This is a genomic window from Streptomyces recifensis (assembly GCF_002154615.1).
Lineage (GTDB): Bacteria > Actinomycetota > Actinomycetes > Streptomycetales > Streptomycetaceae > Streptomyces > Streptomyces griseoluteus.
In genome coordinates, this window is sequence record NZ_MUNH01000222.1 from 1 (window position 1) to 12654 (window position 12654).

Below are 12654 nucleotides of genomic sequence, written 5' to 3' on the forward strand. Positions count from 1 at the left end.
TGCATCCGCGCGCGGTGCGCGGTGTCCTGCAGAACTCCGACTTCCGTCGTGACGCCTGGGGCAGGACACCGCGCACCGCGCGCGGATGCAGGGCCTGGAGGTAGAGCGCGCGGATGCCGGCGATCCACATCATCGGGTCGCCGTGGAGCTGCCAGGTCACCGAGGCCGGGGTGAACAGGCCCGGATCGCGTGCGCCCACCTCGTCCATGCCCGCAGGCTACGCCGTACTTTCGGGGCCCGGACAGGGTCAGGCGGCGAGGGCCGCCATGAAGTCCGTGCACGCCTGGGCGCAGGTGCGGCAGGCGTTGGCGGCGTTCTCGGCGCCGGGCTGGCCGTCGAACGCCTCGGCCGCCTCCGCACAGAGCGATCGGCACCATTCGAGCTGGAGTTTGATCTCGTCCTCGGTGCCCTCGCCGTCCGCGCGGCCCTCCTCGGAGAGCGCGCGGCAGGTGGTGTCGCACACCTCGGCGCACATGATCCCGAGGCGCCGGGCGCGCTCCTGTCCGGCGGTACCGTACGAGCCGACGAGGCTGGCGCGCACCGCGCAGGCCCGCGCACAGTCGGAGCAGGCCTGGGCACAGGCGAACCTGTCCTCCAGGAACTGGTAGAGCTGCTCTCGTGAAGGGTGGGGCGGAGGTGTCACAGGGGGCGGGTAGCCGTGGTGAGCCGGCGTAAACGCGTGGGCGACGGCCTGGTGGGCGGCAAAGTTCGATGGCACACCGGTTGCTACGCATGACCACGCAAAGTGTCGGATTCGCACCCTTTGTACGGGGTACTCCACTGCTATGGACACCGCAATGACACAGTTGGCGGCACCGAGCGGGCTCATCAGCCTGGTGCTTTTCGTCGTGGCCGTCGGCGTGCTGGCGCTGCTCGGGGGCGGCTTCTGGATCAACAGCCGGATCAAGGACAGGGAGCCCCCCCGCCCCAGCGCCGAGGAACAGCCACACCTTCCCCCGGAGGGCGTGACTCGGGAGATACAGGAGAACCGGGAACCCGACGAGATCCCGCACACCCCCAAGGGCGGGCGCGCGCTCACCCCGTACGAACTCCACAACATGCACACCAGGACCAGTGAGAACAAGGACCGGCCGCGCTGGAGCAAGGGGTCCAGCGGCTCCTTCGGCGGGGGCGGTCTGGGCGCCCACTGACTCGGAACCCTTCCTGCGGGGACCGCCTCAGCGTGGCCGCGCGTCGAGTGCTTCGACGTGGGCCACGTTGCGGCGGTCCTCCTCGTCCTGGCTGGGCGCGGCCGCGAACCAGGCGTCGAGGATCTCCTTCAGCAGCGGCTCCGAGGTGAGCCGCAGACTGAGGGCGAGGACATTGGCGTCGTTCCAGCGGCGCGCGCCTTCCGCCGTGGCGGCGTCGGCGCAGAGCGCCGCGCGCACCCCCGGCACCTTGTTCGCGGCGATCGAGGCGCCGGTGCCGGTCCAGCAGCACACGACCGCCTGCTCGGCCGCGCCCTCGGCGACCTCCCGCGCGGCGGCCTCGGAGCACACCGCCCACTGAGGGTCGGCCCCGGCCCGCAGCGCGCCGTGCGCGCGCACCTCGTGACCCCGCTCGCGCAGTTCGGCCACGAGCAGACGGGCCACCGGTTCGTCCATGTCGGAGGAGACGGAGATCCGCACGGGTCACCTCTTTTCCGTTTCGCCTGTCCAGGCGTCCACGCTACCCACACCCGGCCCCGATCCGGAGACGGACTCCGTCGAGCTGGACGGTGTACCGGGCACCAGGCGCAGCACGAGTACGAGGCCCCTCCCGCGCGCGTGCGGAAGGGGCCTCGTACGGCTCAGCCCACCGAGCCGCCTCAGCCCTTCTCCACCCTGAGAGCGGTGTCGCAGGCCAGGGTCTGGGTGTAGGAGACACCGTCCTGCTCGTAGGCGAAGCGGCAGCCGTCAAAGTCCCCCTCGATGGGGCCGGTGACCTTGAGGTGCGCCAGGTAGTAGATGTCCCCGTAACCGCCGCCCTTGAGGGTGATCGGGGCGCGCGAGTAGTCCTTCAACCCGGCGATGTCGGGCATGTCCCGGTCGCCCTGGCGGGCCATGAGGACCTCACCCTCAGACTCCACGCTGCTGACCGCCTTGTACCCCAAGAGCTTCGCCCCGGAGGGAACCCGGAGCAGCTTTACCCCGGTCAGCGTCACCGGCCGGTCGGTGGTGTTGGAGACGTTGGGAAACGCGACCCACCACTCCTCGCCCACCTTGACGTGGTCGCTCCCCACGGTGCCGTTGGACCGGTTGCCGCCGCTGAGGGCGTGTCCCGCCTCCGGCCCGTCGGCCGCCGTGTCCGCACACCCCGAGAGGGTCAGCACGGCGGCCAGCAGAAGCAGGGCGGCCCTAGTCCGACAGGAAGATGCCGGGGTTGCCCGCAGGCTTGTCATGCAGACCCCAAATGTAGTGCTTGTAGCGGCCGTTGCCGGCGGTGATGCGCTGCTTGTGGTCCCGGTCGTAGGAGGTGGAGGCACCGATCGTCAGGCCGTAGACGGTCGCCGCCCCGGTCCACTTGATGCTCCGCCCGCCGGAGAGCTGGAAGTACGACCCCTTGGGCACGACGGCCGTGCGGCTCTTGGGCACGTCGTAGAACTTCGTGCCGTCCTTGGAGCGCACGTCCTTGCCGTACTTGCCCGTCGAGCCACCGCCGGGAATGTCGTACCGGCCGGCCTCGATCGTGTACCACTTGCTGCGCTGCACGCCGTTGCAGTAGTGCACCTTCTTGTACTTGGTGTACCGGATCGGCACCTTCCACTGCTTGGCGAAGTAGGGACCCTTGTTCGAGTACCCCGTGGCGTGGCCGATGGAGCCGCCGACCGAACGCGAGCCGCTCAGCGTCCAGTTCGTCCCGCCACCGCTGTAACCGGTGTCGATCGTGCTGGACAGCTTCGCGTCGTAGTCGAAGGTCGCCTTGGTGTCCCAGTACGCGTGGGCCTCGCCGACCGTCGTGTACGCGATCTTCGAGGACAGCTTGTACTTGACGGTCTCGCAGTCCGGGTTGAACGGCTTGACCAGCTGGCCGCTGATGTCCTGGCCGTTCACGACGTTCGGGTTGAACGACGCGCTCAGCGACGACCGGTCGCTCTGCCAGGCCGGCGGCACCGCCTCGTCGTCCGAGGAGGCGTCGGCCTCGCGCTGCGCCGCGTAGGTGCTGGTCAGCTGCGAGGTGGTCGGCTCCACCGGGTCCGGGGCGTCGGGCGCGGAGGCCGGGGTCATCGCGGTGCTGTGCTGCTGCTCACCCGCGACCGCCTGGGCGGCGAACGTGGTGGGCTGTCCGGTCGCCGGGGAGGCGGGCGCCGCCACGACGTTGTCGACGCCGACCACGGGCACGCCCGAGGTGGTGGCGCCCTCCACGGTCGCGCTGAGGTTGAGGGCGCCGCCGTTGTCGTCCGCGGCCTGCTGCGCGGCGGCCGGCAGGGTGTCCGGCAGCGTCAGGGACCAGGTGCCGTCGGCCGCGGTCGTCACCGCGCCCACGGTCGGCTCCGTGACCGGGCCCGTGCTGTCGCTGGTGTCGGTCGAGAGCTTGACCGACACGGGGAAGCCCACGGCGGGCCGGCCGTTGGGGAGCGTGAACCGGCCCGAGACGGTCTTCGGCCCCGCCGCCGCGGGATCGGGCGCGCGCTCCGGCCCGATCTCCGGCACGTCCGGGTCCTCCGCGGGCAGCGCCCCCAGGTGCGGCTTCTCCTCGGCCACGGGTGCGAGGCAGCTCGCGACGTCGGTCATGACCGGGCCGTAGAGCCCGTCGAAGACCGAGTCGTTGGCCGGGGCCAGGGGCGACCCCGTGTAGGAACGCACCACGCCGGTGGTCGTATCGGCGGGTGCGCTGGCGGTGTAGACCGTGCCGGGCCCCGGACTCCAGGCCTGTGCGGCACCGGCCAGCCCGGTCGCCACCAGGGTCGACGTGGCGGCGACGGTCACGTTGCCGGCCGCCTCGCTGTACGCCCAGGAGCGGATCTCCCCCTGGGACAGGGTAAACACCTTGCCCCCGTAGGCCCAGACGGAATCGGCGGACTTGAACGCCTCCACCTGTGGGTTCCCGCTCGGGACGATGGTGAGCAGCGTGAGCGTGCCGTCACCCGTCGCGGGCGAGCCCTGCTTGAAGATCTCGAGCTTGCCGCCGTCGTGGTTGACGAAAATGAGCCCCGAGCCGTCGGACCAGGCGCTGTGCCGCGCGGTCCAGTTGACGTCGTACGTGCGCACCGGCGTCAGCAGCTTGCCGCCGGACGCGGTGTCGTCCCGGTAGGTCTTCAGCGCGCCGTCGGCGGTGACCTGGTAGATGATCCCGTGGCCACCCGTGAACAGCGAACTGGTGCTCGCCACCGACGCGGTCTTCTCCGTGTCGAACAGCGGCCCGTTGACGTCACCGCCCTGCGGGTCCCAGTCGAGGTACTTCCGCAACGTGAAGGACGAGCCCGGCTTCACGGCGGCAGCCGGCTTCTTCTCCAGGACGTACGTCGACACGTTCGACGCGCATTCCCCGGCGGATGCGGCTCGCGGCGCGACAACCTCCGGCACCGCGATGAATCCCGTGGCCAGAGCACAGGCCAGAGCGCCGACGACGACGCCTCTGGATGCCCTGACGTGTATGTGATTGGTCATTTCACTCCCGTAGCGGCGTGAATAAGGATCTTCACGCCGGGGTGCATACAACCATGATCGACTCGGAGCGCCAACGCAGAAATCGGAGCCGGTCATTCCAGTCTTCAGTATGTTTTGCCGCATATGATCGCGCCCGATTGCATTCGCCCACTGTTGACGAACGTTCACCTGAGGGTGAGTTGAGCCTCGGTTGAGCTTGGGCTGAGCTTGCGACCAGTGAATTTTGCCAAGCTTTGAGCAGCGGAACGCTGTCGGGCACTGCGTCAACCGCCATGCCGGATCGGCCGAGTCGGGCCCGGTTCGAGCTGACAGGCTGTTGAATTCGCGCGAGGAATTTTTTGACATGGACTGTTCAGGTCGCCGGGTGGTGGTCCAAGCTGACCCCGCCTTCGCGAACCCCGCGAGGCTTGCTGGGCCCCACACTCGGAGGTCTTCCATGCGCCGTCCCCACGCCGTCTCCCTCGCCGCCGCCGGTGCCGCTCTGGCACTCCCCGCGGTGTTGGTACTCGCCAGTGACGCCTCGGCGGCGCCCGCCGACAAGCCGCAGGTGCTCAGCTCCTGGACCCAGACCAGCGCCGCCAGCTACAACGCCTGGGTCTCCGCGCGGGGCAACCAGGGCGCCTGGGCCGCCTACGGCTTCGACTGGTCGACGGACTACTGCAGCTCCTCCCCCGACAACCCGTTCGGTTTCCCCTTCCAGACCGCGTGCGCCCGCCACGACTTCGGCTACCGCAACTACAAGGCCGCCGGCACCTTCTCCGCGAACAAGTCCCGTATCGACTCCGCCTTCTACGAGGACCTCAAGCGGGTCTGCAACAACTACTCCGGTGCCACCAAGACGTCCTGCGACTCCACGGCCTGGACCTACTACCACGCCGTCGACATCTTCGGTCTGAAGGCCGCGGACACCGCGCGCTCCTGACCAACCAGGCCGGGCCCGCCATCGGTTGGCGTGCCCGGCTTCCGGGTGCGGAACTACGCCTCGCCGAACCGCGCCAGCAGCAGGGCGACGTCGTCCGCCGACGTGCGGTCGACCGTGTCGAGGAGGCTGTCGCAGGTCTGCTGGAGGGAGCCCGTCGCGTTCTCCAGCGTGCGGCGGAGGGCGTGGAGCCCGACGTCGATGGCGTCGTACCGGGTCTCCACCAGGCCGTCGGTGTAGAGGGCGAGCAGCGAGCCCTCGGGGAGTTTGACCTCCAGCGTGCCGAAGGGCACTCCACCGACACCCAGGGGGGCCGCGGTGGGGACGGCGAGGAGCGTGGCCTCGTGGTCCGGGTGGACGAGAACCGGCGGGAGGTGGCCCGCGCTGGAGAAGGTGCAGGTGCCGCGCCTGGGGTCGCAGACCGCGTAGACGCACGTGGCGAAGGACTCGCTGAGGGTGGCGGCAGTCTCGTCCAGGTGGCCGAGCAGTTCGGCGGGGGGCAGGTCGAGGCGGGCCAACGCCCGGGTGGTCGTGCGCAGTTGGCCCATGATGGCGGCGGCCCGGACACCGCTGCCCATCACGTCGCCGACCACCAGGCCCACCTTGCCGTCGCTGAGCGGCAGCACGTCGTACCAGTCGCCGCCGACCTCGGTGCCGCTGCCCGCGGGGCGGTAGCCGACCGCGATCTCCAGCCCCTCCGGCTGGTCGGGCGGGGTCTGCGGGAGCAGGCTGCGCTGGAGGGTGAGCGCGGTGTCCCGCTCGCGGCCGTACAGCAGGGCGTTGTCGACACTGATGGCTGCCCGCCCGACGATCTCGCACACCATCTGCAGGTCACGGCTGTCGAAGGGGCGGGCGGTGCCCGTGCGGTACAGGCTGAGCACGCCGAGCACGGTGCCCCGCGCGACCAGGGGCGCCACCAGGTAGCTGCGCACGCCGGCCTTGCGGAGCGCCGCGACGGCCTGTTCGTCGCCCGAGATGCGGCGCAGCGCGGCCGAGTCCACGCGGGGGATCATCGCCGGGGTGCCCTCCCGGACGCTGCGCCGCATCAGCGGGGCCGGTTCCTCGGTGTCGAGGTCCTCCCACAGCGCGGCGCCGCCCATGTCGTCGTCCGGGTCGGCGGGGGCGACGGCGACGGCGACGAACCGGGCCTGGTCGCCCGGCGCGGTGCGCCGCCCGGTGGCGACGGACTCCAGCAGGTCGACCGTGGCCAGGTCCGCGAACCGGGGCACGACGGCCGCCGCCAGCTCGCCCGCCGTCTGCCGCAGGTCCAGCGTGCTGCCGATGTCGGCGCTGGCCTCGGAGAGGGTCGCCAGGTGCCGGTGCGCGGCCGCGATCTCGGCCGCGGCGAGGTGGCGGGCGGTGACGTCCACGACGGACACCGCGACGCCCAGCACCTTCCCGCGCCGGTCCTCGATCCGGTAGTACGACTCCGACCAGGCGTGGTCGTGGTCCGGGTCGGCCGGGACGCGGCCGATGGTGCGGTGGTCGAGTATCGGTTCGCCGGTGCGCAGCACGCGCCGCATCGCGGCCTCGATGGCCTGCGTGTCCACGCCCGGCAGCGTCTCCTCCAGCCGCCGCCCGACCACGTCCTCCTCGGTCACCCCGTTGGCGGTGCTCAAGGCGTCGTTGATACGAATCCAGCGCAGCTCGGTGTCGAAGACGGCGAGGCCGACCGGCGACTGGTTGATCAGCAGCTCGGACAGGGCGAGGTCGCTCTCCATCCGGCGCACGGTGTCCACGTCGGCGGCGAGCGTCAGCCCGAGCACGTTCCCCGCGGGGTCGTGCAGACGGCCCTTGCGGTATTCCACCGAACGGGTCGAACCGTCCTTGCACCGGGCGAGGAACACCCCCGCGAAGCTGGTGCCGACCTGGGCCTGCCGGAACAGCTCGCGGATGCGCTGCGCGTCCTCGGGAAACGCCACCAGCTCGGCCATCGACCTGCCGAGCGCCTCGGTCGCGTCGTACCCGAACAGCTGCTCGGCCTCGGGGCTCCACAGGACGATGCGGCCCCCGGCGTCCGTGACCAAGGCGGAGGCGTGCAGCAGGTCGAGCAGGCCGCCGGACACCCTGACCGCCCGGTCCTCGGCCTGTCCGGGCCCGTGCTCCCACGAGTCCTTGGCAGCCATACCTGTCGCCTTCCCGTCGACCGCCCCGGTACGAGTACACGGAACGCGTCTTTTGCATCAGCTCATACCACTATGCCGTGCGCCCCTGATCCGCTCCTGCCCGAGCGGATCGGGGTATCAGACCGACCCGACCCTGGTTCGCGCCGTGTGTTAGCGTGAAACTTTTGCACGGTAGTGACGGTCGGTGACCCCGCCCGCCGGTCGCCGTACCTCGTCCTACCGGGCCTTCCTCGGTACGCCCCCTCTTGCGGAAGGCTTGTCATGAACCACCCGGATCCCGCCGAGTCGCAGCCGTCGGTCACCTCCTTCGTCGACCTGGACCTGCCGCCCGCGGTGCAGCGCAAGCTCGCCGAACTGGACGTGCGCGAGCCCTTCCCGATCCAGGCGGCCACGATCCCCGACGCCCTCGCCGGCCGCGACGTCCTGGGACGCGCCCGCACCGGCTCCGGCAAGACCCTCGCCTTCGGCCTCCCGCTGCTCGCGCGTACGGCGGGCCGCCGGGCCGAATCCAAGCAGCCGCTGGCCCTGATCCTGGTACCCACCCGTGAGCTGGCCCAGCAGGTGTGCGAAGCGCTCACCCCGTACGCCGACGCGCTGGGGCTGCGGATGGCCGCGGTGGTCGGCGGCATGTCCATCGGCCGCCAGATCGCCGCGCTGCGCGACGGCGCCGAGGTCGTCGTCGCCACCCCCGGCCGGCTGCACGACCTCATCGAGCGCAAGGCGTGCCGTCTGGGACGGGTCCGGATCACGGTCCTCGACGAGGCCGACCAGATGTGCGACATGGGCTTCCTGCCTCAGGTCACCGAGGCGCTGGAGCAGGTACGGCCCGACGGTCAGCGCATGCTGTTCTCCGCGACCCTGGACGGCGATGTCGACGGCCTGGTCCGCGACCACCTCCAGGACCCGGCCTCGCACTCGGTCGACCCCTCGGCGGGCGCGGTCACGACGATGGACCACCACGTCCTGGTCGTGCACGGGCCTGACCGGTACGCCGTGACCACGGAGATCGCCGCGCGCGACGGCCGGGTGCTGCTGTTCCTGGACACCAAGCACGGCGTCGACCAGCTCACCCGGCACCTGCGGGCCAGCGGGGTGCACGCGGCGGCCCTGCACAGCGGCAAGTCCCAGCCGCAGCGCACCCGTACCCTCGCGCAGTTCAAGGACGGGCAGATCACCGCGCTGGTGGCGACCAACGTCGCGGCGCGCGGCCTCCACATCGACGACCTCGACCTCGTGGTCAACGTCGACCCGCCGGCCGACGCCAAGGACTACCTGCACCGCGCCGGCCGCACCGCGCGCGGCGGCGGCTCGGGCAGCGTGGTCACCCTGGTGCTGTCGGGCCAGCGGCGCGAACTGAGCAAGGTGACGTCGGAGGCCGGTATCGAGCCGACGGTCACCAAGGTGCGCTCCGGCGAGGCCGCGCTCACCCGCATCACCGGGGCCCGCAGGCCCTCCGGCACCCCGCTCGACGGCGGCCCGTCCTCCCGCCCCAAGAACACCAACGCGCCGTTCCGCGGCATGGGCTCCAGCAAGGACACGTCCGGGGGGCGGCCGTCCCGCAAGACGAGCGAGGCGCGCAAGCTGGCGGAGGCCAGGCGGGCGGCCCAGGTGCGGCGCGGGCGGTGAGTCAGACGCGGGTCAGCCGGTGCAGGGCCCAGTCGACCATGGGCGCGTAGACCAGCGGAACCGGTGCGGGTGCCATCAGGTGGACGGCGACCCGGGTGCCCGTGCCCCGGGGCTCCATCGTGTGTCCCACCAGTACGGGAATGCCCAGGAAGTTGACCTTCCAGGCCCAGGCGCCCTTCGGCTCGTCGACCTCGGTGACCTCGAACCGCCCGCGCAGGAATCCCGCGACCTCGACCTCACCCCGGGCACCCGGGCGGATGACGTCCCCCTCCGTCCGGACCGCGCGCAGGTGCGGCGCCCACCGCGCCCACTCCTCGTACCGCGCGTACCGCTCCCAGACCACATCGGGCGCAGCGGGGCCCGCGACCGTGACGGTGTGCCGCATGACAGTCCTCCCAGCGGTGTCCGGCCCAATGTACGGGGGCGGGCGGAGGGACGCGCGGCGAGCGGGGACGCGGCCGGGGCGCCTGCCCTGCCGCTCGCCGCCAGGAATCGGCTAGCTGTCGCCGCGTGACTTGCGGGCGTGTTCAGGGGTGGGAGAGTCGATACGGCCCGAGCGGCCCTGGAGACGGGGGTCGCTCGCGTGGACGACACCGACCGGGGAACCGCTCTCGATGACGGCGACCTGCCGGACCGCGTTCTCCTCCATCAGCCGGGCGACGTTGTCGAGACCGTCGTCGATGTCGACGGTGACGAGTCCCCCGCGCACCACCTCGGCCACGGTCAGCTTCTCCGCGTCGGCCGCCTCAGCCAGCGCGTGCACGACGAGATCGTGATCGCTGACGAGTCCCCGCAGCGCGCCGCCCTCCACCACGAGCACGACGTCGACCCCGTCGTCACGCATCGTCCGCGCCACGGACGTGACGGACTCCCGGCCGTCCACCGTCGTGGGATTTCCCGTCATGATCTCGCGCACGCTGTCCATCGCCACTTCCTCCTTGATCGGCCACGGTCCTACGCCCCACCGTGTACCCCGCGACGCGCCCGCAACCCCGCGCCCAGGTGCGAACGGGCCGGCGCCCCGCCAGGCTGGAAGGACGCCCCCTCACCCAGGAGCCCCCATGAACGCCTCCGACAAGGACCGCCCCGCCAAGGGCGACAAGGTGGCCTGGAGCACCCACGGCACCGAGACCACCGGCAAGGTCGAAAGGAAGATCACCGACCGTACCGAGGCCGGCGGCCGCACGGTCGACGCCTCCCCCGACGACCCCCAGTACGAGGTACGCAGCGACAAGTCCGGGCGGACCGCGGTGCACAAGCCTTCGGCGCTGAAGAAGAAGGGGAAGTCGTAACGGCCTGACGCCGGCGCCCGCTTCCGCCGGGGCACGCCAGGTGACGCGAGCGGGGTGGACCAGGAGCAAGGACGGCACCCCGCTCGGGGCAGCCCCGTACGGAAGCTGCCCCGAGCGCGCCTCACTTGCGCCAGAACAGGTGGTGCGTCACCCCGCTCGGGCTGGGGACCACGTCCCGGTGGAACCGGTCCAGCAGGTCGTCCGGGGAGTCCCAGAGCCGTACGCCCGACCCGAACTTCACCGGCGAGACGACCACATGGAGGGTGTCGACCAGGTCCGCGTCGAGGAACTCCCGGATGGTGGTGGCCCCTCCCCCGAGTCGTACGTCCTTCCCGTGCGCCGCCCCCTTGGCCTGCGCGAGCACCTCCGCCGGTTCCTCCTCGACGAAGTGGAACGTGGTGTCGGACAGGGTGATCGAGGGCCGCTTGTGGTGCGTCAGCACGAACACCGGTGTGTGGAAGGGCGGTTCGTCACCCCACCAGCCCTCCCACTCCAGATCCTTCCAAGGTCCCCGCTGCGGCCCGAACTTGTTCCGGCCCATGATCTCCGCGCCGATGTTCCGCGCGTAGTCCCGCGTGAGGTAGTCGTCCAGCCCCCGGCTCCCACCCGGCTCGGTCCGCATCGGCCAACTCGCCGTGGCCCCGGCCCATGCGAACAGCCTCCCGGGATCGACATGCCCGAACGGCCTCTCCAGCGTCTGGTCCTCTCCGGCTCCGAACCCATCACTGGAAACATTGAAGTTCTGCACCCGCAACAGCTGCCCCACGAGCTCCTCCTCGACGGTCGACAACGGTGGTGAGACTGGCGGGACCAGTGAAACTCATCGCGGATCGCATGCCTGTGCTCGACGGGCCGGGTTGAGCAGAACGGCAGTCACAGAACCGCCAGCCGGTCCAGCAGCCGTTCCGCCTGCTGGATCTCCGTGCTCAACGGGTGGTCCTCGGCCACATGCGGCAGGCCCGCCGAGGCAAGGGCGAAGGCGTGACGGAGGGGGGTGTCGGGGAGTTCCGTGCCGGACATGCGCAACGCGCGTACCGCGCCGAGGAGTTCGCAGGCCAGGACCGTGCGGTAGGCCGCCGTGGCCGCGACCGTGCTGCGGACCGCGTGGGTGGAGAAGCTGGCGTGGTCCTCCAGCCCGCGGGAGATGACGGCGGTGCCGAGGGTGACCGGGGAGGCGGCGTGCCGGAGGGTGCCGAGGGCGTCGTGGGCGACGTACTCGAGGATCATGACGCCGGAGCTGCCGGCAGGGCCCTTGGCGAGGAAGGGCGGCAGGCCGCTGAGATCGGGTTCGACGAGATCGCTGAGGCGGGCGGCGGACAGCTCCGCCGTGTGATGGAGCGCGGCGCGCAGGTAGTCGAAGGCGAGCGCGACCGGAGCGGTGGAGAACTGGCCGTGATGAAAGGCCTGTTGAGTCTCGGTGTCGATGAGCGGGTTCTCCGCCGCCGCGTTGATGTCCACCTCCAGCACCTGTTCCACACGCGCGGCGGCTTCCAGCGCGGGACCCTGCACCTGGGGGAAGGCCCGCAGGCCGAACGGGTCCTGGAGGCGCCGGCCGGGTGGCAGGTCGTCGCCCGAGGTGAGCAGCCGGCGCAGCTCGGCGGCACACCGTACGGCGCCGGGATGCGGCCGCGAGGCGTGCACGCGCTCGTCGTACGCCTCCGCCGAGCCGCCCAGCGCGCAGAAGGTCAGCGCGGTCACCACATGGCTCGCGGCGAGCAGCCGGGACAGGTCGTGCCAGGCGAGTACGGCCTCGGCGAGGGTAGCGGCGTTGCTGGAGATGAAGGCGAGCGCGTCGCCGGGGCTGATCGCGACGGGGTCGATCCCGCCGGACTCCCAGGGCAGCTCACCGGCGAGGGTCAGCGCGATCTCGGCCAGCGCGGTGAGGTCGCCGGTGCCGATCGCGCCACGGGTGTGCACGAGGGGCAACGCGCCTACGCGCAGGGCCTGTTCGAGCGCCCGGAGCAGCCGGGGGTGCACCCCGCTGCCGGCGGTACCGGCGCGCCGCTGCCCGACGACGCGGTGCGCGCGGTCATGGCCGTACGTCTCAACCAGCTCGCCGCCGCCGGCAGCGGGGTGCACCCCCGGCTGCTCCGGGCGCTCGA

15 protein-coding genes are annotated in these 12654 nt (G+C 71.4%); 5 read left to right on the forward strand and 10 right to left on the reverse strand.

What is annotated here, in order from left to right:
* The coding region (locus tag CCN33_RS13390; protein ID WP_244173787.1) for an oxygenase MpaB family protein at positions 1–208 on the reverse strand (208 nt) is incomplete at its 3' end.
* Positions 209–247: 39 nt separating this feature from the next.
* On the reverse strand, positions 248–643 hold the full coding sequence (locus CCN33_RS13395; protein WP_086693857.1) for a four-helix bundle copper-binding protein: 396 nt from the start codon (positions 641–643) through the stop codon (positions 248–250).
* Between the two features lie 142 nt (positions 644–785).
* On the opposite strand from CCN33_RS13395, the gene CCN33_RS13400 reads away from it, so the two are divergent.
* On the forward strand, positions 786–1151 hold the full coding sequence (locus CCN33_RS13400) for a DUF6479 family protein (RefSeq protein ID WP_208621745.1): 366 nt from the start codon (positions 786–788) through the stop codon (positions 1149–1151).
* Between the two features lie 27 nt (positions 1152–1178).
* Here CCN33_RS13400 and CCN33_RS13405 read toward each other — a convergent pair whose 3' ends face one another.
* The 3 genes from CCN33_RS13405 to CCN33_RS13415 all read right to left on the reverse strand — a co-directional run bounded on the left by CCN33_RS13405 (position 1179) and on the right by CCN33_RS13415 (position 4451).
* Positions 1179–1628 carry an RpiB/LacA/LacB family sugar-phosphate isomerase gene (locus CCN33_RS13405; RefSeq protein ID WP_086693859.1) on the reverse strand — a complete coding sequence of 150 codons (450 nt, stop codon included), beginning with the start codon at positions 1626–1628 and terminating at the stop codon, positions 1179–1181.
* Between the two features lie 179 nt (positions 1629–1807).
* Positions 1808–2311: a hypothetical protein gene (locus tag CCN33_RS13410; protein ID WP_086693860.1), complete on the reverse strand. Its 504-nt coding sequence runs from the start codon at positions 2309–2311 to the stop codon at positions 1808–1810.
* A 25-nt stretch (positions 2312–2336) separates the two neighbouring features.
* Complete coding sequence (locus CCN33_RS13415) at positions 2337–4451, reverse strand: hypothetical protein (protein WP_086693861.1); 2115 nt, start codon at positions 4449–4451, stop codon at positions 2337–2339.
* 574 nt (positions 4452–5025) lie between these two features.
* On the opposite strand from CCN33_RS13415, the gene CCN33_RS13420 reads away from it, so the two are divergent.
* Positions 5026–5511: a phospholipase gene (locus CCN33_RS13420; RefSeq protein WP_086693862.1), complete on the forward strand. Its 486-nt coding sequence runs from the start codon at positions 5026–5028 to the stop codon at positions 5509–5511.
* A 53-nt stretch (positions 5512–5564) separates the two neighbouring features.
* Here CCN33_RS13420 and CCN33_RS13425 read toward each other — a convergent pair whose 3' ends face one another.
* Positions 5565–7634: a SpoIIE family protein phosphatase gene (locus tag CCN33_RS13425; RefSeq protein ID WP_086693863.1), complete on the reverse strand. Its 2070-nt coding sequence runs from the start codon at positions 7632–7634 to the stop codon at positions 5565–5567.
* Positions 7635–7895: 261 nt separating this feature from the next.
* On the opposite strand from CCN33_RS13425, the gene CCN33_RS13430 reads away from it, so the two are divergent.
* On the forward strand, positions 7896–9260 hold the full coding sequence (locus CCN33_RS13430; protein WP_086693864.1) for a DEAD/DEAH box helicase: 1365 nt from the start codon (positions 7896–7898) through the stop codon (positions 9258–9260).
* A 1-nt stretch (position 9261) separates the two neighbouring features.
* Here CCN33_RS13430 and CCN33_RS13435 read toward each other — a convergent pair whose 3' ends face one another.
* Positions 9262–9645: an SRPBCC family protein gene (locus CCN33_RS13435; RefSeq protein ID WP_086693865.1), complete on the reverse strand. Its 384-nt coding sequence runs from the start codon at positions 9643–9645 to the stop codon at positions 9262–9264.
* A gap of 111 nt (positions 9646–9756) precedes the next feature.
* Complete coding sequence (locus tag CCN33_RS13440) at positions 9757–10185, reverse strand: CBS domain-containing protein (RefSeq protein ID WP_086693866.1); 429 nt, start codon at positions 10183–10185, stop codon at positions 9757–9759.
* Between the two features lie 136 nt (positions 10186–10321).
* Here CCN33_RS13440 and CCN33_RS13445 point away from each other — a divergent pair, with 136 nt between their 5' ends.
* Entirely contained in the window at positions 10322–10552 is a 231-nt protein-coding gene (locus CCN33_RS13445; RefSeq protein WP_086693867.1) for a hypervirulence associated TUDOR domain-containing protein, read from the forward strand.
* A gap of 121 nt (positions 10553–10673) precedes the next feature.
* On the opposite strand, the gene CCN33_RS13450 is transcribed toward CCN33_RS13445, so the two are convergent.
* Positions 10674–11318 (reverse strand): dihydrofolate reductase family protein, encoded by a 645-nt coding sequence (locus tag CCN33_RS13450; protein ID WP_086693869.1) that lies wholly within the window; start codon positions 11316–11318, stop codon positions 10674–10676.
* 107 nt (positions 11319–11425) lie between these two features.
* Positions 11426–12529: an aromatic amino acid ammonia-lyase gene (locus tag CCN33_RS13455; protein ID WP_244173788.1), complete on the reverse strand. Its 1104-nt coding sequence runs from the start codon at positions 12527–12529 to the stop codon at positions 11426–11428.
* Between CCN33_RS13455 and CCN33_RS32950 the strand changes: the two genes are divergently transcribed.
* The coding region (locus CCN33_RS32950; protein WP_244173789.1) for an aromatic amino acid lyase at positions 12464–12654 on the forward strand (191 nt) is incomplete at its 3' end. The two genes, CCN33_RS13455 and CCN33_RS32950, sit on opposite strands and share 66 nt — an antisense overlap.